Source organism: Thermogemmatispora argillosa (assembly GCF_059696725.1).
The window spans coordinates 2,326,921-2,347,745 of record NZ_AP019377.1 but is presented as its reverse complement, the minus strand read 5'-3'; the positions used below and the strand labels follow the sequence as shown (position 1 = coordinate 2,347,745).

Here is a 20,825-nt window from a genome sequence, read left to right as displayed (position 1 = left end):
GCCTTATTGGGGGAAACTCTGGCGTAAGAGTAGCTATTTGGAGATTGTAGCCAGACTAGGTGTTATCCGATAAGCGTTGCTTCAAGCGTGCAATAGCGCGCTCAGTGACCTCCAGGCCAGCCCGTAGAACCGCCTCTTTATACTCACGAACCAGCATCTGATACTCTAGAAGACGAGGGCGGCGTGTCGGGCGGTTAGCATATTGCTGACGTGCCCATTCCATATGCTGTAGTTGTCGTAGCAAGCTCTCACGATGCTGGAGGAGATGCTGAAGGGCCGTAGTGTCGGAGGTCTCGCCACAGAAAAAGAGCTTCGTCAGAAACTCATCCTTAGTAAAGCGCTCAGGAATCGGTTCGCTGAGCCAGCGATCTAGTTCAGCCTGGCCACGTGGTGTCAGGCGATAGAGCTTGCGATTGGGACGGCTCTTTTGCTCAATGACCTCGACCTCGACCAATCCTTCATGTCTCAGGCTTTTGAGAGTGGTATAGATCTGACTGCTACCCGCGTTCCAATAGCTGGCGATGGCCCGGTCAAAGGCCTGTTTAATGTCATAGCCCGTCATGGGGCGTGTGCCGAGCAGTCCCAAGATGATATAGCGGAGCGTATTGCGTGAAGCGAGGGAGCTGGGGGAGGCCTCCTCTTCCCCTTCCTCCTCGTACGGCGAGTGGGATAGTCCTTCAACCATAGGGCCTCTTCTCTCACGAACCTGCTTGCTGGTATTGAGCGAGAGCACTCATGCGCGGTGCTCTGGCAGGCAACGGCTGGTGACACGCGGCCACGGGTTAGAGGGCCGTTGCATTTCTCTATTATAGCATTGGATGCCGAGCCGGGCAGGAGAAGAAGAGCACAAGCGTCGCTCTTCCTCTGCTCTCTGGCTTACCGATCCAGCTCAACCAGAATGTGGCCAAAACTTTTAACCTCTCTTTCTTCAAGTCGTATATCTCTACGAAGCAAGACTTCTAAGTGAGGCAGGGAAAGCGCCGGGGTGAGAGCAAGCAGATCCGTTGTATGTGGGGGCCTCGTCCTGAAAAGTGACTAGGCTAAGCTAAACATCATAGGCAAAAGAGCAGAACAGGAGAGCACATGAGTACTCGCTTCTACAATACCCGGGACATCGATCTAGAGCGTCTGGCTCATGATCTGGAAAGCATCCTGCGAGCGCAGGGCTACCAGACGCAGCAATTTGGCAGCGGCGATCAGAAAGTGGTACAGTTGAGAAAGGGAGGCGATTTTGAGCGGCTCCTTGGTTTACAGGCGGCGCTGGCTGTGGTGATCCAGCGAACGTCTGGGGGGATCTCGGTCACCACAGGACAGCAGCAATGGGCTGAAAAGGCGGTAGTGGGGGTAGCCGGCATGGCCATCCCGCCGCTGTGGCCCTTGCTCTTTACGGCGGGGATTGGCGCTGTGCGCCAGGCGACGCTAGGCAACGAAGTGCTCTGGCTGGTCGATGGTCTGATCCGGCAGCAGCAGCCGGGAGTACAGAGCTGGCCACCTGCGCCCGGCTTTGGCTTTCCCGGCTGGCAGCCGCCGCAGCCCCCGTCTCCGCCGTCGGGACCGCAGTCGTCTCCTCCACCCGCTGAGCCGTCGCCCGCTCAGTAGGCTTGGCGGAACAGGTCTCACTCCTGGTTACCTGTCTGAGTGTTTCATCTGCTAGGATGACGAGGCCGCGCCGTTACTACTGCCGGTGGGGTACGGCGCGGCCCTACCTTGCTCTCTTTGGGTGAGCTTGGGGGCCTACCTCGGGAAGATTGTCCGGTTCCTTGCCTGCCTGCGATCTGTCATGAGTAGGAGAGAAAAGCGGTTGTTGCTGGGCCGGCAGATTAAGTAAGAAGTGCCTGGCTATGGCCTGAGAGGAGAGATCAATGGATGCCCGATTCTATACCTCGCAAGACATTGATATACCGCGTCTGGCTACTGATCTGGAAAATGTTTATCGTGCCAGGGGCTATCAAACACAACAATTTAGTAATCCAGACCAGGCACTGGTACAGTTAAAGAAAGGAGGCGACTTCGAGGCCGTTCTCGGCATGCAAGCCGCCCTCTCGCTGACGCTCCAGCGTGTCTCCGGGGGCGTGCTGGCCATGATTGGTCAGCAGCGCTGGCTGGATAAAGCAGCGGTGGGGACGATTGGCGCCGTGGGAGCGATGGTCATACCGGTGCTGCTGCCCCTGGCGATCACTGCCGGCGTGGGGGCGGTGCGTCAGGCCAGCCTGGCCAACGAGGTGCTGAATATTGTCGATGGCCTGGTCCGCCAACAGCGCCCTGATGTGCAGATCGGCCCGATTCCACCTGCGCTGCTTCCGCAGATTCAACAGCAGTGGGGGACACCAGCCATATCCAGCGGCCCCTATGGGACAGTGCCGACACCGACGCCGGGTTCACCATCGTATGTGCCGCCCTATGTGCCATCCACTCAGGTTCCCGCTGGGCCAGCACCGGCAGCACCCAGGGCCAGCCTGCGCTGTCCCCAGTGCAATACGCCCTACGAGCCGGGCGATACCTTCTGCTCGGGCTGCGGGCGGGCGCTCAAGCTGCTCTGCCCAAATTGCAAGACGGAGCTGAAGCCCAATGCGGCTTTCTGCCCGAAGTGTGGAGCTTCAACCTTCCAGACCCAGCGTTCTGGGGCGCCTGCTCAGGCTGCGCCCGCCCAGCCGGCACCTGCTCCAGCGCCACCGGTAAAGCCACCGCCGACTCCTACCCCTGAGCCGCCGCGCCCTTCGGTCGAGCCATATGCCACCCAGGTGCCAGCCAGGCCGCCGGTGATTCCAAAGCCAACAGTGACCTTTATTCCGGCTCCAGGAACTCAGGGACAGCAGGCGGAGTCAGGCTCGGGAGCCAATGCGGAGGCAACGCTCGCGGCCCCTACCTTGCCGACCGGGCAAGCGCCGGCCTCTCGACCTCCGTTGGCCTCTGCTCCTCCATCGCCACCACCGCCCGGACCGCCGCAGCCCATCAAGGCCCGTCCGGCCAGTGAACCGCGTCCCGATCCTAATGCCCCGTGGGGGCGGCTGATCTTCAGCGATGGACGCGAAATCATCCTGGCAGGTGAACGTCTGGTTGTCGGTCGCTACGATCACGATCTGGGCGGCTTAAAGCCCGATATCGATCTTGGCCCGATGGAGCATGCTGACACGGTCTCACGCGTTCACGCCTTGCTTGAACACATCGGCAGTACCTTTACACTGACCGATTTGAACAGTACAAATGCAACGCGCATCAATGGCCGGCGTCTGGAGCCGGATAAAGCTACTCCGCTGAACGATGGTGACTCCCTCCACTTTGGTAAGGTCAGTTGCACGTTTCGGAAGCTCTAAAGATGCCCAAGGGTGCTTCTCCCCGGTTGGATCTGCCCGGCTGCAGACGTACCGGGGAGAGCCGTGCGGCCCCAGACGCCGGCTTCTTTTTCCTTCTCCGGCTCTTGCTATTCCCTTTCGCTTCCCCCTCTTTCTTCTGAGAAACTGAAATCTTCTCCATTGTGACCGTTCTTCTCACTTTAAGAGTAGTTTCTCTGTTAGGGAATGCTTCAGACTGGCACGCCTACCCCGCCTTCCTTTCTCAGCAATGAGAGTCATTCCGCTGAGCATCGCAGGTATCCCTTACCCCACTGTATGCAAGAAAAACCTCTTGCAAAGAATGCGTTTCTGTCTATAATAGATATACACTGATAAATTTAACGAAGAGGCAAAGAAGAAGACAATGCAGCAGAAAGCATGGAAAGGCAATGACTGGGGAGAGCGGTGGATTCCGGCTTTTGAGCGCTATAGCTATCGGGCCAAGAAGGCACTGGTAGAGGCCTGCCGGATCGCCTTGCAAGCCGGGCGCTACTGGCTGGCAGGGCCTGACCTGCTGGCCGGAGTGCTGGCCAACCCGCAAGAAGAAGAGCGGACCTATCTGGCCCAATTGGGGATAGACCTCGAGACGCTGAAGCAGCGCCTGAGACAACTCGTCCGCTATGAGGTGACCGGTCAAGAAGCTACCAGCATCGAAGGCGGTATCAGCCCGGCCGCACGACAGGCTCTCTCGGCCGCCGCTTTGGAAGCTGGCGCGCTCGGCCATGAGCGCATCGAACCGCTGCATCTGCTCCTAGGACTGATTGTCTGCCAGCTCCCCCCACTCTCGGACTACCTGGCGGGTCCTGAATGCATTGAAAATGCGCGTCAGATAGCGCAGCAGCATGAGCCAACCCTCAACGGGCCAGAGACTGAGCCAGAGGTGGTGCTCATCGACATGGCTCGTCAGCAAGTGATCGCCACTCGACAACACTTCTCCCCGCGCAAATGGCTGCCTCTGCTCTTGGCCATGTTCTTCCTCGAAATCATAGTCGGCTATTGGTTCGTAGGTCGGGTCCTGAGCATGCCATTAATCTTGTTCCTGAACGATCTGAACATCTCGCTAGACTATCATCTGCTGATATTATCATTCTCTCTCATCTTCTATTTAATCCTCTTTTTAAGCGTTTGGATGATGGCCAGCCTTACAATCTTACTCCCGATTGTCCTGCTGGTGTTCCGCGAGGCAAAAGCATTAGGCCTCGTAACTACTACAGCCGGGCAGTGGCTCCGCTTGCAATTTGGTCACTGGCTGGGAGTGACGCTGGCGCTGAGCCTCTTCATCGGCCTGCTCTTCGGCTTGCGTAGCCTGAGCCAGACCTGGTGGTGGTTGCCGATCTGGCTGCTGCTTATAGTCTGGCGTTGCTACTCGATCGGCTGGAGAAGCCACCCGCGGGTCCTCTTGCCTGGCGTTCGCCGCCCGCTTCCGGCGGGAGAAATCCAGCAACGCTGTGCGAGCCTTCTCCAGCGCCTGAATCTCACCCTAGAGGGGATTTACGTCTACGATGCCAAGGGAAGGCTGGCTGTCTCCAATGCCTATGCTACTGGTCTTGGAGCAAGGCGCCGCATCTGGCTGACGGATAGCCTGCTCAAGCGCTTTCGGCCCGACGAGATCGAAGTGATCTGCGCTCATGAAATCGCTCATCATGTCTACCACGATCTGAGAAAACGCCTTATCTGGGCCATCTTCTCGGATATGATCACTATACTATCTTTTTATCTGCTAATACATTTAGCATCAGATATAGCGTTAGACGGAACTATCATTTTGCTCGTCCTAATAGTTCCTTTAGTCTGGCTGGGTACCAGAATCTTTCTCTCTCGTTTCATTTATCGTCAGGAGGTACGTGCGGACAGCTTTGCCCTCCAGCAGACCGGCAAAGTGCAAGCCTACCGGAACGCCATGATTCGCCTGACGAATCACAGCGCCTCTCTGGCCTGGAATCGTCGAGAGCGGCGGCCTGGAGGCTCTACGTATCCTTCCTTAGTGAGCCGTCTGGCCCTGGCCGATCTTTTCCAGCAGCAGCAGCAAGAACAGATGCCCAGCAGCAACTTGCCATGATAACAACTCGTGCGTTAAGATAAAACCACCTGGGTTGAAACCAAACCAGCGGTCCCGGGCACTGCTGTTGACGATCGTATGGAGGAAGGTGGCTTTTATGCAACAAGAGCGCTATGAGCGAGCAGAGCAACTAAAAGAGGATCAGAGTCGAGAAGAAAGGCCGGCAGCGACAGCCCAGCTTGATCCTCAACGCCAGCAGCAAGCGCGCCAATACGCGCGTATTCGCCGGCGTCTCTGGCTCGTGGGACTGGCAATAGCAGCCGCTGGCCTTGTGATCCTCTTTCTCTTCCGGCTTGATCTCTGGCTGCGCGACCTCCTGCAACCGTTGGCCTGGCAACCGCTGGCGGGCTGGTATCCGCTGCAAGTGGCCGGCTACTTCCTGATTCTGCTCCTGGCCTATGAAGTGGTCAGCGCACCGCTGACTGTCTATCGGGGCTACCTACTGCCGCGGCGCTACGGCCTCTCCGTACAGACGCTTGGGGCCTGGTTCGGAGATCTCTGCAAAGGCCTGCTGCTGAGCCTTATCCTGGAGCTAGCGGTCCTGGAGCTTATCTATCTCCTGCTAGCGACGCAGCCACTGACCTGGTGGCTCTGGGTTGCACTCGTCATGCTCTTCTTCTCGGTAGTGCTAGCCAACCTGGCGCCAGTCCTGATCTTGCCGCTTTTCTATCGCTTCACGCCTCTGCCCGATGGGGAACTGAAAACGCGCCTGCTGGCCCTGGCCGAGCGGGCCCGCACGCGCGTACGCGGCGTCTTTACCATGCACATGAGCAGCAAGACCACCGCTGCCAATGCGGCGCTGATGGGGCTGGGCAATACGCGCCGCATCGTCATTGGCGACACGCTGCTCAATCAGTACACACCCGATGAGATCGAGGTCGTGCTAGCGCATGAGCTAGGCCACCATGTCCACGGCGACATCTGGAAGCTGATCGCCAGCCAATCGCTCTTGACCCTGCTGGCCCTCTATCTGATCAACATCACGCTGCACTGGCTGACCACGCCCCAGCTCGGCTATCACGGTCTCTCCGATCCAGCCACCCTGCCCCTGATCGCCCTGGTGAGCGCCATCGTCGGGCTAATCTGCATGCCGCTGGGCAATGCCTTCAGCCGCTACCTGGAGTACCAGGCTGACGAGTATGCCCTCCTGACCACGGGCAAAAGCGAGGCATTTCGCAGCATGATGACGCGTCTGGCCAATCAGAATCTGGCCGAAGCCGAACCCTCGCCCCTGGTCGAGATTCTCTTTCACGATCATCCCTCCATCAAAAAGCGCCTGGAGCATGCCGAAGCCTTCGCTCGGCGCCAGAGCCGCAGCGATCTCGGTCTGGCCAGCCGCTAGCCAGACAATCAGCAGCGCCAGGCCAGGGACATAGCGGAAAGACAGGACAAGTCTTATGTCCGTGGCCTGGGCCTCCCCTGCTGATTGGCGGAGCGTTCAGGAGCGCAGCGCTTCCATCAGGGCGCTCAGCAGTTGCCCGGCCTCATCCACCGAGCCACCTGGCATGTTCAGCAATGGTTGATCCACACCGCGCTCCGCCCACAGATCCAGCTTGGCCACAATCTCGCGCGGTGTTCCCACGATCGTGACAGCATCGAGCATCTCTGGATCGATGGCCTCAATCGCGCTCTTCATGCCCTGTTTCCAGCCCTCGATCACTGCCTGCACTTGGGCCCCATAGCCGTGGCGGGTCAGCATCTCGGCGTAGTAGACCCCCATTTTCCCAATGTAGTAGGCCAGAGGAGCTGCGGCCTGATAACGAGCCGCCTGACGCATCTGCTCGTCCGCGTTCTCAGGCAAAATCACGCTCGTGATATACGGGGCGATCAGCGCACTATGGGGGGGACGACCAGCGCGTTGAGCCCCCTCATCAAGCTGCTGGCGCAGCTCGTGCCACTTGTGACCAGGCCAGTAGACTGGCAGCACGCCGTCGGCGATCTCCCCAGTTTGAATCACATTCTTGGGCCCCATCGCCGCAATGTAGATCGGCACATCCGCGCGCAGCGGCGTAAAGCGCAGTTTAAAGCCGCGCTCCAGTTTAAAGAACTGGCCATGATAGATCAGCTTCTCATGGCGCAGAATCATCCTGATGATCTCGACATATTCGCGTGTGCGCTGCAGAGGCTTTTCGAAGGGCACTCCGTGCCAGTGCTCGATGACGTTGGCCCCCGAGGGGCCGAGGCCGAGGATCATGCGCCCCCCGGATCGCTCGTCTAAAGTGGCCACCGTGCTGGCAATCAACGCCGGGGTACGTGAGTAGATATTGGCAATGCCGGCCCCGAGCTTGATACGCCTGGTCGCGCGCGCCAGATCAGCCAACGAGGTGAACAGTTCGTACCCCCAGGACTCGCCCAGCCAGACGGAATCAAAGCCCAGCTCATCGGCAATCTTGACCTTCTCAATGATCTCGTTCCAGGCGCCGGGGAATTGTGGCGAATCTGCTACCAGCCCTACACGGCTGCGATAAGCCTTCATCGCTGCAGGCGCGGAATCAGCGCTCATGCCTGCATACCTCCATTGGTGGAATTTGCTCCTATGCTGAAATTATAGCGCACGTCCGCTCTCAGTCTGCCGGGTCTCAGGGGCTGGCCGCTCGACCCGCCTGCCTGCTTGCCGGCTGGCCTCTCTGCCAGGTGGCTGCCTCTCCCAGTGGGGGGTAGAGAGCCTGCTGCCTGCCCAGGCCCGGGCCTCTGGAGACCAGGGCAACTCTCTCGTTTACTCCCCCTACGACAACTAGAGCAACAGCACAGGCCAGACTCACCGGTCCTCACTCGCTGTACTGGCCTGCCCTTCAGGCTTTGAGTGTCCTCTTGCGCCGCTGCCATTGATCCAGCGAGCGGACGACAAAGCGCGGCTGGCCATGCAGATAAATGGCCAGATAATAGTAGTCAGGTTGCCCCACCTCGGACAAGATGCGCACCTCCACCTGGGGCGCTTCCTGTTGAATGAGCATCTGTAGCTGCTGTGCCTCTTGGTATGTGAGCATAGACTAAACCTCGGCTCTTCAGAGCCGGTCTGTGATCGTTTTACCCGCAGTAACGGAGAAGACCGGTTAAGCATTGCAGCGATAAACGAAAAGGCTAGCGGAGGAAGCCTTTAGAGAGAAAGCAGGCGACTGGCTCTGAAGAGTCCACACGGCAGTCTTCAGCGCCTGTCTAGCACTGGTGCCAGAAAGGAGCGACCAGGAAGAGGCGCCCGCGATCGGTAGTTGACCGCGAGCGCCTGGGTCCAGACAAAGGAGGAGGGGAAAAAGCGTCTTTTTCAGACCAGAGTGCAGCTCTGGCCGTTCAAAGCGAAGGCAGTCGGCGCAGGATTACTGCTTGTCCAGGTGCCATTGAAGCCCAAGCTTGTCGAGGCCCCGGGACTGAGAACAGCATTATAGCTCAGGCTACTGGCGCTCACCTGGCTTCCCTGCTGGCTGAACGTAGCGTTCCAGCCCTGAGTAATCGTCTGACCGGCGCTGAAAGCAAAGGTCAGCGTCCAGCCATTGATCGTAGTACTGCCACTATTCGTCAAGGTAATGCTGGCCGTGAAGCCTCCGGGCCACTGGCTGGTAACGCTATAACTGACGCGGCAGGCGCTCCCGGTCGCAATAGTCGGCGTCGGGGTAGGGGTAGGGGTGCGCGTGGCCACTGGTGTCGGGGTAGGGGTCGCCGTAGCACTGCCTCCGCCGGTCACCTGCGGTCCCACTTCCAGCTTGATCGTATCGTACATAGCCCCGCCGCCGCTGCTGACCGCCGTCATGGCAAAGGCCACCGTATTGCTGCCGACCTTGAGCAAAGAAGCCGGGAAAGTAAAGACCATCAGATGGTAGTAGCCGCTTTGATTAGCGCTGCGGTAAATCGCCGCATCATTCGTGTAGGCGGGATAGCTACCGATGGCCGTCCCGTTCACACGCACTGTCACAGAAGCGGTGCGCGTCATACCAGCCAGCGCCACCGTCAGATGAGCATCGCCGCTATAGCTTTGATTCACAGAAAAGTTCACATTCCAGGTGCCAACTGCCGTCTGGGCGTAATACCAGTTGTTGGCCGGAGTACTGGAGCCGATGGTATAAGTCAGATTGGCGGGAACCTGGTTCCACAGGCCATACTGGCGCGGCAAATTGCCCAGGCGAAACTCTGCGGCCTTACGGTCTGCAGTGCCGATCTGCCAGAGAAGGGTACTGTAGCGCACCGGCGTCCAGGTCAGCGTCCCCAGGTTGGTGCTTGTCCCGCTGACGTTCACATTATCCAGTTCATACTGATCCGTGATATCGCCGATGCTGCCACCGTTAGCCCAGGCATAGAGGCTATAACTGCCCGGACGCACCTGACGAATAGTGAAATTGCCGGCACTATCGGCCACCGTCGTAAAGATATAGCCAGCGCCCTGAGCGTAGACATCGCCGCCCGGTTGAGCAAGCGTAACCTGGGCCCCGGCGGCGGGGCGCCCGTCGGCCAGGCGTAGCGTGCCAGTCACTGTGGCCCGTGTGAGCGGATAAGCGGCATTGGAGAGCCAGCTATAGGGCCACTGTTGTTGCTGGAGCGCGGCCTGTGCTTGAGCATCGCTAATGCTGCCATTATTAAAGTAGACAAACCAGGGACCGAAGAGTTTCCCGTTGGGGATCGTCACTTCCGGCGTTCCAAAGTGCGCGCTGATGAGCATGTTCAGGACGACAGCGTCGCCGGTGCTGCTGTCGACATGGACGGTCAGATCTTGTTTCAGCGGACCGCCGTTATTATATTCATGGCTGGGCGAGATCAGCCAAACGCCGTAGCCGTTGCCATAGACACCGTGTAGCAGGTCCTGGCTCATCAGATAAGTAGCCGCATCGTATTTCGTATAGATCGTGCCATCGCTCAATTGATAGGTCGAATCCTGAAGCTCAGTAGCCGACTGGATCTGGCTCAGCGTAGGGAAGGCGATGGCAGTCTCGACGCCATTATAGCCCGTGCGGAAAATCGAGCCATCGACGCGATAGAGCGTGCGGAACTCGCCGACCGTGCCGATGCCGGTGGCCAGAAAGTAAGAATAGAGGCCGCTGACGCCGCTACGAACCACATAATGCAGCTCGCCCCAACTACTGATGTAGGCGATATCGACCATGCTGGAGGTATTGGTTACGACAGTCAGCTGCGTCGGACTAAAGCCCGTACCGCCATTGATCGAGCTGTAGAACCCCTTCGCTGGACCGATCAGCTCTTTACCCTGCCAGACCAGCGAATAGCCAGTTCCAGAACTGTTAAATTTAATGGTAAAGATGCCATTGCTGATCGTGGCAGTCATGCCGGAAACGCTGAGAGTCACCGGAGAAGCGGCGCGGGCTGGCTCTCCACGCAGCGCGGGCATAGCCAGGCCCAAACCTAGGCCGCAGATGGCAAGCGTGAGGATCAATAAACTGGAGAGCGCTCCCGGGAGGAGCATGGAGCGAAGCTTGTCTCTCGACATCTTGCGATTCCTTTCTGAGGATATGCTGCTTTCATCCTGGAAAGCAGAAGAATTGATGGCTCGCGGTACCGAAAAGCTCCTGGCAATGGGGAAAGCGGTTCAGGTTAAACCGCTTCTATGCTTACTGGCCTCCCCATACATAGAAAAGTATACATCAAAAGGAAGACAGCCAGGAGCAGGGGAGAAGGCTGGCAGGCCAGAGAAGGCTAGACAAGTGACAGAATCAGGAAGAAGAAGGCCAGCTTGACGCAGTCTGAGCTTGAAAGATATACTGCCCTGCAATGTGAGCCGTGATCAGACTGGTTGCCATAGAGACGAGCTGCGGCAGGAACGAAGGGAACTGATTGACATATGAAGCAGACAGAAGAGCGGCCTATTGATTATGTCAAACTGAGCCGAACAGTCGCACACGCGCTGCGCCATCAGCCGGCCCTTTACGGGCTTGAGCTGGATGAAGAGGGCTGGGTCCCCGTTACAGACCTGCTGCGAGCCTTACGCCGGCATCATCCAGACTGGCGTAAGGTGCAGCAAGAAGATCTGGAGATCATGATGGCCAGGGCCGATAAGCAGCGCTACGAGCTACGCGATGGCAAGATACGGGCCCTCTACGGCCACTCGCTGCCGCGCCGCCTGGCAAAAGAAGAGGCCGTCCCGCCCCCAATCCTCTATCACGGAACCTCGCCGGCGGCGCTCCCTGCCATCAGACGCGAGGGACTCAGGCCGATGCGTCGCCAGTATGTGCATCTTTCCACCGACATCGCCACGGCCAGGCAAGTGGGTGGACGTCGCACGCGTCAGCCTGTCGTACTCGTAGTACGTGCCCGTGAAGCCAGCGAGCATGGCATTCACTTCTATCGCGGCAATGAACAAGTCTGGCTGGCCGATGCTATTCCACCAGCCTTCCTCTGCTTCCCCTCTCTCTGAGCAGGCTGCTCAGTAGCCGGCCCGGCGCTACCCAGGCGAGCAAAGATCAGCTTTGGATTCACCCGCTCGCTCGCCCACTCCCGCACCAAGAGAGTAGCCCTGGCCGAGCCTCTCGGCTGTCTCCCACCGCGCGCCTGCTGCGTGTATCACAGTGAACGGATGCATTATCACCTCTGCCGTTGTTATTCTTAGTGGGATGGAGCGGAAGGATCGGCACCAGTTGCCTGGTGGATAGAATGCAGAGCAGCGCTGTGATCTGGTGAGGAGAAAGGAGTATGCTTGACATGATGACCGATTATCAGATCTCACGACATGCCTGGTGGATTCTGGCTGTGCGCGGAGTGGCGGCTATCCTCTTCGGCGTGGCAGCCCTGATCTGGCCTCATCTCACTCTCCTGATACTGATTTACCTCTTTGGGGCCTATGCCCTCGTTGATGGTATTGTGGCCGTGGCGGTGGCCCTCCAAGAGCGCCACGTTGTTGGTCACTGGTGGATTCTCCTGATTGAGGGACTGGCCGGTATCCTGGCTGGCCTGGTGGCCTTCTTCTGGCCGGGGATTACCGCCCTGGTGCTGCTAGCGGTCATAGCCGCTTGGGCCATCCTCACCGGCGTGATTGAAATCGGAGCGGCTCTCAGCTTCCGGCGCACCCTGGGGCTGGAGTGGACGCTCATGCTGGGCGGAATCGTCTCAATTCTGCTGGGGATTATCCTGGCTCTGAGTCCTGCGGCAGGCTTACTGGCCCTGGTCTGGCTGATCGGCCTCTACGCTATTGTCTTTGGCGTCCTCCTACTCATCCGCGCCTGGCAGTTCCGCGCCGCCCTCTCCTCCTGGTGAGGGAGGGCGGGCCCGGCAATTGCCAGGCGCCGCTAGCCAACACCAGCCCCTTCCCCCACAAGTCCTATGTCCTTTGTCGGCCCTGACACACTCTGATATAATGCCCCTATCCCACACCACATTCTCCTGATGCAAAGCAGGCAAGGGGCAAGAAAAGAGGCAATGGCTAAAAAAATCATGGTGCTGTTGCTGGCAATCAGTGGGCTGGCAGGTCTGGGGCTGGGCTATGTCTGGGGTGGCCTGCAGAGCTATGCTCGCTATCAACAGGCGAGCCTGGCGGATCGCCAGCACTGTGGTGGTCGGCTCCCGGTGCGCATTTGTGTGCATGCCCCCCAAGAGCTATTTGCCGCCTTTTATCCCTCTTACCTGCATACAGGAAGCTCCGTTGTGGAGGTGCTCTTTAGCAGTGCGGCTGGTCCGCAAGCGCTGCGGATCAGCGTTGCAATAGCAGGCTTTTCGCAGACGGAGACGCGGACGGTGACCGCCATCGACAAGACGCAGAGCGCGGGTTTTGTCCCTCCAGTGCTGGACGGGGTGCTGCGCACTCTGACCAGTGATCGCCAGACTCAGCTACGGGTGACGGTTGTCGACTCACACGGCGCGCCCTATTATAGCAATAGTATCCCGCTGCGCCTCTATTCGCGCCATGCGATGGCCTGGTCAGCCGCCAATCGGCTGCGCATTGCGGCCTGGGTCACACCGAACGCTCCCGCCGTTGAGACGCTGGTGGCGCGCGCCGTGGCCTATCTCCCTCAGCAGCCGCCGCCGGCTCCTCTGGCAATGACTGGCTATACGGGCACGATTCTGCGCCAGGTGCTTGACCAGGTTGATGCTCTCTTCGATGCTCTCCGCCTCGACTATGGCTTGCGCTGCCAGCGGCAAGGCGTCCCCTATGCGGGCCCAGAGAGTTCGACCTCGGCTGTCCAGGCGATCCGCCTCCCTTCTGAGGTGCTTCAGCAGGGAAGTGGCTCTGATATCGAGGTGACCCTGTTGCTGGCTTCAGCCGTGGAAAGTATCGGCCTCCATGCGGTCATTGTGGTGCTGCCCGATCGAACATTGCTTGGGGTGGCGCTCTCCCCCGATGGTCAGGGCTTTGGGTATTGGGATGCCACTGAGTTGAGCGCGACTCTGACAGGCGATGCCGTGAATATTGCCAGCGATGCGCTCTATGCGAAGGAGGAGAAACAGGGTGCTGTCATTGACAGAATTCTGATCTCCGACGCTCGTCGCGCTGGCGTTGAGCCGATGCTCTAGCGATGACTCACGTGTGAGGAGGGAGTGCTACGAGTAGCATTGCTTTCCCTGACTGGTTTAGCTTCGGCTGCTACGGTGGCCTCCTCTGTTGCTTGCTGACAATGGCCGGAGAGGTCATGTATACAGCGCTCAGCCGCCGCGGATCAAAACGCCAGCTCGCCGGTGCCCTGCTGGTCGAGGGACTTTCTGCTCTCTTGATCGCCCCTGCTCTTATCTGGCTCTATCTGCGCTTTATCCCTTTACAGCCTGTGCTTCCTCAGCCCGAAGTGGCTGCCATGCTGGCCTATGTGGCCCTCTGTGGCTGGTGCCTACCACTGAGCGCGGGCCTGGGGTATGGGCTGTTCGCCTCACCGGCTTCCGCCGCGCCTGGCGGAACGCGCGCTTTGACACCTGCTTCGAGTACTCCTCAAGGAGCTTCCCGCTCTCTTGCCCATCTCCCCCATCCGCCGGGGGTAACGGCTCCTTTCGTCTTCAACGCCGATACACCTTGGGGGTGGCTGGAGCATCGGAATGGCCGTCTGCAGGGCCAGCGCCTGGCTCTGACACGCGCCTTTGTGCGCCTGGGGCGCGGTGAGGAAAACGATATCTGGCTGGATGATGATCTGGCCTCCCGCTATCATGCTGAACTGATCTGGGACAATGGCCAGGTCTATGTGACTGACTGCAACAGCCTGAATGGTGTTTTTGTCAACGGACAGCGCGTCTCCGGCTCGGCCCCTTTGCACTCAGGGGATATGCTAGAGATCGGCTCGCTGCGTTTCCTCTTTGAACTGGCGACGCCGACGCGCGCAGCGGCACCTGTCGAAGATGATCCTTTGCTGCGTCATCCGCACCCGCTGCGCCCCGTGCGCCTACGCAAGAGCGAGACGGCTCCGCCGGTGACCCCCCCTCCTCTCAGTTCCGCCTGGGAGCTGCCATCGGAGGTCAGGCCCAGGGCGGAGCCGGAGGGCATGGCTGGCGTAACACCGCTGCCGCAAGGGCCAGCGACGATCACTGCTCCCTCGGAGGCCCTGCCGGCGGTGCCGGCGGTAACTCATCTGCTCCTGATCTGCAACGGCGCGCTGGTAGGCCGTAGCTTCGTCTGTAACGGGCCGGCTTTAATGATCGGCTGTGATCCAGCCTGCGAGGTCTCTATTCCCGATCCTTCGCTGGCGCCACGCCATGCTCTCTTGCTGGCGCGCACTGATAGCCTCTACGTGCAAGACTTGACAGACGGTGCGACGCTGGTCAATGGAGAGCCACTACGCGAGCCACGGCGGCTGGAAAGTGGCGATCTGCTGCAGCTAGGGGCTGTTCTCCTTCAATATAGGCCATTGGTCGCCTCGCAGAGGCCAGGTGCGCCTCCGGCAGCCTCTCCATCGGCAGCAGATGGCTCGCTCTTTTCTGCGGCCCAAGCGCCGCTACAGCCGCAGGCGCAGCCATTCTGGCCCCAGAGACATTGAGCCTTGCTGTCGACCTCAAGAGCGGGTCCCGCTCGGAGGGCTTCTTAGCGACGAGTCCTTGTCAGCCCGGCTGGCAGCCCTCCCTACCAGTCTAGGCGGATCTGCGCAGCGGCATTGTGGGCGAGCAAGGGCTTACCCTGGCCAGGGTAGAGATAATAGACCTGGAGATCGCGCAGCACGCGCAGGGTTTCCTGTTGTGCGCGCGGGTCGCCGCTAGCATGAAGGAGGGGTGTTCCTCCCTCGGTAGTGCTAATGGCGGCGCCGCCGATTAGTTCCCAAGAGAAGGGGTTATAGAGACAAAAATGACCATGCGTTGCGCCGCTGGTGGCGATCACACGCCAGTCTTCATGGCGCGGCAGACCACCTACATCTTGCAGCCAGATGTTCACCTGGCGCAAGTGAGAACTGGCGAGGGAGAACAAGACGTCAAAAGGGAACCGTTCCCCGGCGCGACCTTTGTCACCCGCAGCGGAGGCGCGCCCTCGCGTCTTGGAGAACGCGGCGACTGGCGCCGCACAGCGCTGGCGCAGCGTCTCGATGCCCCCGCTTTGGTTGGTCTCCAGGCTGGTCAGCACAATGAGATCGATATCACCAGGCGAGCGCTTCAGAAAGCGCTCAAGGTAGTGTAGGATCAACTGCCCGTTTAAAGAGGAGCGAGGGTCGACAACCACCAGGCCGCCATCGTCGATCAGATAAGTGTTGACCATGCCGAAGCGGTCGGTGATCGTGTGCACCTGGCGAAGCTTCTGGGCGGTCCGGGTTGGGGCCTCCTGCCCGGGCGAAATAGCTGTCATCTGTCTCTCTCCTCTGTTAGCGCGATAGCTGCCGGTTCTATCCTATCACTCAGGTCAAGCGGAGGCAGCGAGTGAGTGAGTGAGTGTGCGGGAGGGAATCGTGCTCGCTGCCCCAGCGTCGTCTAAAACGGCTGTCGCGAGAGGCTGGCACCGACGACGGGAGCGACCACAATATGGTATACTTGGAATAATCGGTCTTATGCCTGATCATGGAACCTCATTGAGGAGTTCATCAAGCAATGACATCCTTCCCTACCGATGGATCATGGCCACACTATACCTACATTGTGCCTGAGATCTACACCCGTGCTAGAATACGCCTGATCGGCCTGGGAACCTATGCACCTGCTGGAATCATCACCAATGATTTTTTTGCCTATATTTCGACACGCCTGGGCGATCCGCGTAAGGCCGAGGATCTAGAGCGGGTGACGGGTCTCATTACGCGCCATGTACGCGCGAGCACGCTGGAACTCTGCCGCAGGATGGCCGGCGAGGAGGCGCCCGGTCTCATCGATAGTCCTGAGGCCCCTCGCGATGAGACTTTGGTCGATATGGCCGTGGTGGCGGCACAGCGCGCGCTCGAAAGCGCCGGACGCTCGGCCTCCGAGATCGATATGATCATTGGGGCCTCCTCTTCTGATAATGATGCTTTTCCCACGATCGCCGGCCAGGTACAGCATCGCCTTGGCCTCAAGCCCATCCGCGCTACGATGTTACGAGGCGCCTGCGCTTCTCAGACAGAAGCCTTTCAGGTCTGTGCTGAGGCGCTCTCCTGTAGCACGGCGCGCCTGGCCTTGCTCGTGACAGCCGAAGGCCTGCTGCCTAATATTATGCACATTCTGGACTGGAAGACCAGTTCGCTTTTCGGTGAAGGAGCCGCAGCTTTCCTGCTGGAGCGTGGCGAGGAAGGAGATGAGACCTACGCCATCAGTGGTTATGATGCCAGTCAGGCACCGGCTCTGTTCTATCAGACGCCGCTACGCAAGGACTCTATCGAGATGGCTGAGGTCGATATGAAGATTCTTCAGCTCTATCGCGAGGGAAAAGGCAAGGAGCTGACGCAACTGCTCTCCCAGAATCTGGTGGGCTACACTAAGATGAACGGTAAGGAGGTCTTCCGGGAAGCGCCGCGCGCAATGGCGGAGGCGGTTGATGCCTGCGTGCGCCACGCCGGCCTCAGCCATGACGAGGTCGCCTATATTATCCCCCATCAGGCAAACTCGCGTATCACACGCCGCCTTGGCGAACTCCTGATCCATGACTACGGCTGGCCAGCTTCGACCATGGAGAAGCTGGTGGATAATTTCCGTTATTACGGGAACCTTTCGAACGCGAGCATTGCGACAGCGATGGCTGAGCTGATCTATCATGACCAGATAAAAGATGGTCAGTGGCTGGCCTTGCCGGCAGTAGGTGGCGGTATGCACTATGGCTGCTGGTTGCTGCGCTATCGCTCTCTGAAGAATCCTCGCGCAGTCATGAAGCCGCTGCAGCATTAGCTGGCTAAATCTTAAGGAAGAATATCGGAGATGAAAAGATGGGACGACGGAGCGGGCAGCGGCTGGCAGTCGTCTATCTCTGGCCCAGCGCTGGCCGATTGCTCTGCCGTCCCTCTTTCTTGCCTTGGCGCGAAGGGGCCTGATGTGTCTTGCCGGCGGCTCTGATGATGTGCCGGATCTGCGTTCCCTCTGCTGAAGCGCAGGCCGCTCGCGGCCTTATTTCGCCGACTGGTTGATGGAATGGTGGTAGCTGGGAGAAGGCCAGCGGTCTACTCTGAGCTGTGGGCGAGCAAGTGGCTTGTGGGCTAACGCCGGACCCTGGGCTGAGCGGCTGAGCTAGCGCGGTCAGCTCAAGATGCGTTCGAAAGTGATGTAAGGATTGTCGGCGGCCTGATATTCGGCGCCTGCGAAGGTATCGCGGACCATCAGTAAGTCAGGAACGTGAGCGCGCACTGCTTCTAGATTGCGCTGGGCTGCCAGGTGGCGCAGAACATAGGCTAGTTGGCCGATGGTGTCGGCGTTTGTGCCGTCGATATAGCCGATGAACAGATACTTACCGTGGCGCCCCTCACGCTGCTCAAGCAACATCAACCCATCGAGGCGTTCCCAGCGTCGCAAGAGATAGATCTCACCTGCCTCTATCTTGGCCTTCAGCAGGCGATCGCTGATGCTATAGGCGATGAAACCCGAGTAGTAGAGGCCGCCAGTCAAGGGGAAGATATTAGAGACATTCAGATAATCGATGATCTCCTCCAGATCCTCCGTACGCGCCGGCTCCGGCCTGGGAAGGGAGGTCAGGCGCCGCGGCAATTCTGGCAGCGGTGGGGCCTGATACGGGATAAAGCTCCCCACCTCGTGCATGCGGCTTTTTCTGGCTACAGCAATGGCGGCGCTGTTACCGGCCTCGGTGAGCAGACGCACAGTTCTCGCCCCCAGGCGCATCGCCTCTGTCATTGCTACCTGATGCAAGGCGGCAGCAGCGCCCTGACGGCGATAAGCCGGATCAACGCGCAGCCCCTCTAGCCAGGCCTCATGCTCATTGAGCATACGCAGATGAAGCAAACCAACGGCTCGCCCGTCGCTGGTAGCCACCCAGAGCCGCCCCTGCTGATCTGCTAACCAGCCGTCCCAGGCCTCGGCGATATAATCCCCCCACTCCCAGGTGTGAGCGCAAAAAGCAAGCACCGTCTCACGGTCCTCGGGACGCGCCGGACGCACCTCGAATGTCGCCATCGTGCTGCTGCTCTCCTTCCCTCTCTTCCTGCCAGAGCAAAGCTCTCCATGTCAGCGTTGTCAGCTCCCATCAGATATAATACAACAAGAATGCGCTTGTCCGTGTTTCCGGCAATCTCAGCCAGAAGGAGGAGCAGCTAGATAAGGATGGCGGACCGCTCTCCTTGCAGCAGGCAACCAGAGGAAGAAAAGCCGGCTATCAGGAACGGCGATCAGGGGCAGCCTTTAGAGGAAATGCAGCAAGAGATTCAAACAAGACGCCTTCCCTGGTATCGGACAGTCTACCGCGGTAAGGTCTTGCTGGCCCTCTATGCGCTGCTCCTCAGCGTGTTTGCCCTGCTGGCCTGGTGGGTCCACGGGCATCCTGTGCTGGCCATTGATGTTGTGATCACGCACGAGTTCCAGGAAGAGCAAAGCCCCTGGCTGCGCGCTCTGATGCTAGCCATCAGCTTCATTGGCAGTGCGCCATTGCTGGCGGCTGGGCTGGTACTGATTACGGCCCTGCTCCTCTGGCTGGTTCGCCTGCGTCTGGAGGCTCTCGTGCTGCTTGGCAACTGCCTGAGCAGCGAATTGCTCAATCGGACCGTGAAGGTCGTGGTAGCGCGTCCGCGTCCTTTGCCTACACTGGTTGAAGTATTACAGGCGGCTCACGGAGCCAGCTTCCCGAGCGGTCACGTTATGGCCTACGTGGCCTACTGGGGCTTGCTCTTTTCCTACGCTCTTATTCTCTTCGAGGGCCGGAGCTGGTGGCGTATCCTTCTCTTGCTCGTCGCTGGTTTTTTCATTGTCATGGTGGGCCCATCGCGCATCTATCTCGGCGACCATTGGGCCAGCGATGTCCTCGGAGGCTACCTCCTTGGCGGCCTCTGGCTTAGCCTCTGGCTGCTCCTCTATCTTCGCCTGCGCGCCCGTGGCCTGCTAGCGAGTCGAAGGCGCCCCCCAGTCTCCCACTCAGGATCAGACGTCAAGCGCGCTGCCCTTCCTACTTCCTCGCGCAGCCGAAGGCTATCCTGAAGGATAAGTATGGCTGGCCCTGATCCAGGCTGCGACTGAGCTTACTGTCAGCCGTCACGACTGATAGCCTGCTTGCCCCCGCTTGTCGGGCTGTGATACACTCAGCCCAAGCCGGTCGAAGAGCATTGAGAGGGAACAAGGCGATCTCCTGGCGTGCATCTCTTGAGCTTCTCTTCCTGGGCGCTGGGGGAGCTGAGCCGCACTCGTTTCAGGCTCTACCGGCGGAATTCTCCACGGAAGGACGCCCTCTACTCGTGCTATGAAGCTCAACGACGATACTGATTATCAGCGCTGTTTTGTCTGTGGCAAGCGCAATCCCTACGGGCTACAGCTAGTATTTCGTCGCGAAGGGCAGAGCATCGTCACCGATTTTCAGCCCCGTGAAGAGCACCAGGGCTTTCCTGGCGTCATTCACGGAGGTATAGTAGCTGCCGTGCTAGATGAGACTTTGGGGCGAGCCTCGCTTTTGGCTCAACAGCCTCAGTGGACAATGACAGGCAAGCTGGAAGTACGTTACCGGCGCTATGTACCCTATGGGCCACTGCTGCGAGTGCGAGCCTGGCTGGTCAAAGAGCGACGCAGCATGTTACAGGCTCAGGGAGTGCTAACGCTGGCCAGCGATGAAAGCACGCCACTGGCCGAGGCGCAGGGCATCTTTTTGCCTCTGCCGGAAACCTTCGTCGATACGCTGATGCGCGACTATCCAGGACTGCGCCAGTTCTTCACTGGGGAGCTGGAAGAATGAATACCAGCTCCAGATGAGGCAAAGAGCATGGTCCGATGGATAGTCAGTCAAGCCGACTCACACAGGGGAAGAGCGTCCACTCTGACGACGTTATCGGGGCAGCCAGCGGGCTTGAATAATGACCAGCCGGAAAAAGAAGAGCCTGGCCCGCTGTGCTGCCCGTCTCTATTCGCGAGTACTCGCCGGCCGAAGTCCGCGGACAAGCATCGACTATAGAGGCTGCTTGGCGCAGCTCATAACCTCAGATGCAAGGGAGGCA

18 protein-coding genes are annotated in these 20,825 nt (G+C 59.2%); 12 read left to right on the top strand and 6 right to left on the bottom strand.

Annotated elements, in window-relative coordinates; genetic code table 11:
- Positions 1-55: 55 nt before the first annotated feature.
- The gene (locus AC6H1L_RS09170; RefSeq protein WP_497601191.1) at positions 56-685 is read right to left on the bottom strand and encodes a PadR family transcriptional regulator; all 630 of its coding nucleotides are present in this window, start codon (positions 683-685) and stop codon (positions 56-58) included.
- Positions 686-1,083: 398 nt separating this feature from the next.
- Here AC6H1L_RS09170 and AC6H1L_RS09165 point away from each other — a divergent pair, with 398 nt between their 5' ends.
- The 4 genes from AC6H1L_RS09165 (at position 1,084) to AC6H1L_RS09150 (ending at position 6,733) form a co-directional block, all read left to right on the top strand.
- A complete protein-coding gene (locus AC6H1L_RS09165; protein ID WP_497601190.1) occupies positions 1,084-1,599 on the top strand; it encodes a hypothetical protein in 516 nt (171 codons plus the stop codon).
- 263 nt (positions 1,600-1,862) lie between these two features.
- Positions 1,863-3,314: a double zinc ribbon and FHA domain-containing protein gene (locus tag AC6H1L_RS09160; RefSeq protein ID WP_497601189.1), complete on the top strand. Its 1,452-nt coding sequence runs from the start codon at positions 1,863-1,865 to the stop codon at positions 3,312-3,314.
- Positions 3,315-3,696: 382 nt separating this feature from the next.
- Entirely contained in the window at positions 3,697-5,391 is a 1,695-nt protein-coding gene (locus AC6H1L_RS09155) for a M48 family metalloprotease (protein ID WP_497601188.1), read from the top strand.
- Positions 5,392-5,488: 97 nt separating this feature from the next.
- On the top strand, positions 5,489-6,733 hold the full coding sequence (locus AC6H1L_RS09150; RefSeq protein ID WP_497601187.1) for a M48 family metallopeptidase: 1,245 nt from the start codon (positions 5,489-5,491) through the stop codon (positions 6,731-6,733).
- Between the two features lie 96 nt (positions 6,734-6,829).
- Here the strand turns inward: AC6H1L_RS09150 and AC6H1L_RS09145 are convergent, their stop codons facing one another.
- The 3 genes from AC6H1L_RS09145 to AC6H1L_RS09135 all read right to left on the bottom strand — a co-directional run bounded on the left by AC6H1L_RS09145 (position 6,830) and on the right by AC6H1L_RS09135 (position 10,822).
- Positions 6,830-7,894, bottom strand: a complete 1,065-nt coding sequence (locus AC6H1L_RS09145) for an LLM class flavin-dependent oxidoreductase (RefSeq protein WP_497601186.1) — start codon at positions 7,892-7,894, stop codon at positions 6,830-6,832.
- 289 nt (positions 7,895-8,183) lie between these two features.
- Positions 8,184-8,378 (bottom strand): hypothetical protein, encoded by a 195-nt coding sequence (locus AC6H1L_RS09140; RefSeq protein WP_497601185.1) that lies wholly within the window; start codon positions 8,376-8,378, stop codon positions 8,184-8,186.
- A 275-nt stretch (positions 8,379-8,653) separates the two neighbouring features.
- Entirely contained in the window at positions 8,654-10,822 is a 2,169-nt protein-coding gene (locus AC6H1L_RS09135; protein WP_497601184.1) for a polysaccharide lyase family protein, read from the bottom strand.
- Between AC6H1L_RS09135 and AC6H1L_RS09130 the strand changes: the two genes are divergently transcribed.
- The 5 genes from AC6H1L_RS09130 (at position 10,809) to AC6H1L_RS09110 (ending at position 15,278) form a co-directional block, all read left to right on the top strand.
- Positions 10,809-11,069 (top strand): hypothetical protein, encoded by a 261-nt coding sequence (locus AC6H1L_RS09130; RefSeq protein ID WP_497601183.1) that lies wholly within the window; start codon positions 10,809-10,811, stop codon positions 11,067-11,069. The two genes, AC6H1L_RS09135 and AC6H1L_RS09130, sit on opposite strands and share 14 nt — an antisense overlap.
- 104 nt (positions 11,070-11,173) lie before the next feature.
- Positions 11,174-11,746, top strand: coding sequence for an RNA 2'-phosphotransferase (locus tag AC6H1L_RS09125; protein WP_497601182.1), 573 nt, complete (start codon positions 11,174-11,176; stop codon positions 11,744-11,746).
- Positions 11,747-12,021: 275 nt separating this feature from the next.
- Positions 12,022-12,582: an HdeD family acid-resistance protein gene (locus AC6H1L_RS09120; protein WP_497601181.1), complete on the top strand. Its 561-nt coding sequence runs from the start codon at positions 12,022-12,024 to the stop codon at positions 12,580-12,582.
- A gap of 162 nt (positions 12,583-12,744) precedes the next feature.
- A complete protein-coding gene (locus AC6H1L_RS09115; protein ID WP_497601180.1) occupies positions 12,745-13,836 on the top strand; it encodes a hypothetical protein in 1,092 nt (363 codons plus the stop codon).
- A gap of 116 nt (positions 13,837-13,952) precedes the next feature.
- Positions 13,953-15,278: an FHA domain-containing protein gene (locus AC6H1L_RS09110; protein WP_497601179.1), complete on the top strand. Its 1,326-nt coding sequence runs from the start codon at positions 13,953-13,955 to the stop codon at positions 15,276-15,278.
- An 83-nt stretch (positions 15,279-15,361) separates the two neighbouring features.
- Here the strand turns inward: AC6H1L_RS09110 and AC6H1L_RS09105 are convergent, their stop codons facing one another.
- A complete protein-coding gene (locus tag AC6H1L_RS09105) occupies positions 15,362-16,072 on the bottom strand; it encodes an MBL fold metallo-hydrolase (RefSeq protein WP_497601178.1) in 711 nt (236 codons plus the stop codon).
- A 239-nt stretch (positions 16,073-16,311) separates the two neighbouring features.
- On the opposite strand from AC6H1L_RS09105, the gene AC6H1L_RS09100 reads away from it, so the two are divergent.
- Entirely contained in the window at positions 16,312-17,574 is a 1,263-nt protein-coding gene (locus AC6H1L_RS09100; protein WP_497601177.1) for a 3-oxoacyl-ACP synthase III family protein, read from the top strand.
- 345 nt (positions 17,575-17,919) lie between these two features.
- Here the strand turns inward: AC6H1L_RS09100 and AC6H1L_RS09095 are convergent, their stop codons facing one another.
- The gene (locus AC6H1L_RS09095; protein WP_497601176.1) at positions 17,920-18,807 is read right to left on the bottom strand and encodes a GNAT family N-acetyltransferase; all 888 of its coding nucleotides are present in this window, start codon (positions 18,805-18,807) and stop codon (positions 17,920-17,922) included.
- Positions 18,808-18,954: 147 nt separating this feature from the next.
- On the opposite strand from AC6H1L_RS09095, the gene AC6H1L_RS09090 reads away from it, so the two are divergent.
- Together AC6H1L_RS09090 and AC6H1L_RS09085 are read left to right on the top strand one after the other, a co-directional pair.
- Positions 18,955-19,821, top strand: a complete 867-nt coding sequence (locus tag AC6H1L_RS09090; RefSeq protein WP_497601175.1) for a phosphatase PAP2 family protein — start codon at positions 18,955-18,957, stop codon at positions 19,819-19,821.
- A gap of 259 nt (positions 19,822-20,080) precedes the next feature.
- Positions 20,081-20,566 (top strand): PaaI family thioesterase, encoded by a 486-nt coding sequence (locus tag AC6H1L_RS09085; protein ID WP_497601174.1) that lies wholly within the window; start codon positions 20,081-20,083, stop codon positions 20,564-20,566.
- Positions 20,567-20,825: the final 259 nt, after the last annotated feature.

Bases quoted from the DNA above. Each gene is read 5' to 3' on its own strand.
- AC6H1L_RS09140 (WP_497601185.1), bottom strand. From the start codon at position 8,378: ATGCTCACATACCAAGAGGCACAGCAGCTACAGATGCTCATTCAACAG.
- AC6H1L_RS09135 (WP_497601184.1), bottom strand. From the start codon at position 10,822: ATGTCGAGAGACAAGCTTCGCTCCATGCTCCTCCCGGGAGCGCTCTCC.
- AC6H1L_RS09100 (WP_497601177.1), top strand. From the start codon at position 16,312: ATGACATCCTTCCCTACCGATGGATCATGGCCACACTATACCTACATT.
- AC6H1L_RS09155 (WP_497601188.1), top strand. From the start codon at position 3,697: ATGCAGCAGAAAGCATGGAAAGGCAATGACTGGGGAGAGCGGTGGATT.
- AC6H1L_RS09145 (WP_497601186.1), bottom strand. From the start codon at position 7,894: ATGAGCGCTGATTCCGCGCCTGCAGCGATGAAGGCTTATCGCAGCCGT.
- AC6H1L_RS09120 (WP_497601181.1), top strand. From the start codon at position 12,022: ATGCTTGACATGATGACCGATTATCAGATCTCACGACATGCCTGGTGG.
- AC6H1L_RS09170 (WP_497601191.1), bottom strand. From the start codon at position 685: ATGGTTGAAGGACTATCCCACTCGCCGTACGAGGAGGAAGGGGAAGAG.
- AC6H1L_RS09125 (WP_497601182.1), top strand. From the start codon at position 11,174: ATGAAGCAGACAGAAGAGCGGCCTATTGATTATGTCAAACTGAGCCGA.
- AC6H1L_RS09085 (WP_497601174.1), top strand. From the start codon at position 20,081: ATGAAGCTCAACGACGATACTGATTATCAGCGCTGTTTTGTCTGTGGC.
- AC6H1L_RS09090 (WP_497601175.1), top strand. From the start codon at position 18,955: ATGGCGGACCGCTCTCCTTGCAGCAGGCAACCAGAGGAAGAAAAGCCG.
- AC6H1L_RS09095 (WP_497601176.1), bottom strand. From the start codon at position 18,807: ATGGCGACATTCGAGGTGCGTCCGGCGCGTCCCGAGGACCGTGAGACG.
- AC6H1L_RS09105 (WP_497601178.1), bottom strand. From the start codon at position 16,072: ATGACAGCTATTTCGCCCGGGCAGGAGGCCCCAACCCGGACCGCCCAG.
- AC6H1L_RS09115 (WP_497601180.1), top strand. From the start codon at position 12,745: ATGGCTAAAAAAATCATGGTGCTGTTGCTGGCAATCAGTGGGCTGGCA.
- AC6H1L_RS09165 (WP_497601190.1), top strand. From the start codon at position 1,084: ATGAGTACTCGCTTCTACAATACCCGGGACATCGATCTAGAGCGTCTG.
- AC6H1L_RS09160 (WP_497601189.1), top strand. From the start codon at position 1,863: ATGGATGCCCGATTCTATACCTCGCAAGACATTGATATACCGCGTCTG.
- AC6H1L_RS09110 (WP_497601179.1), top strand. From the start codon at position 13,953: ATGTATACAGCGCTCAGCCGCCGCGGATCAAAACGCCAGCTCGCCGGT.
- AC6H1L_RS09150 (WP_497601187.1), top strand. From the start codon at position 5,489: ATGCAACAAGAGCGCTATGAGCGAGCAGAGCAACTAAAAGAGGATCAG.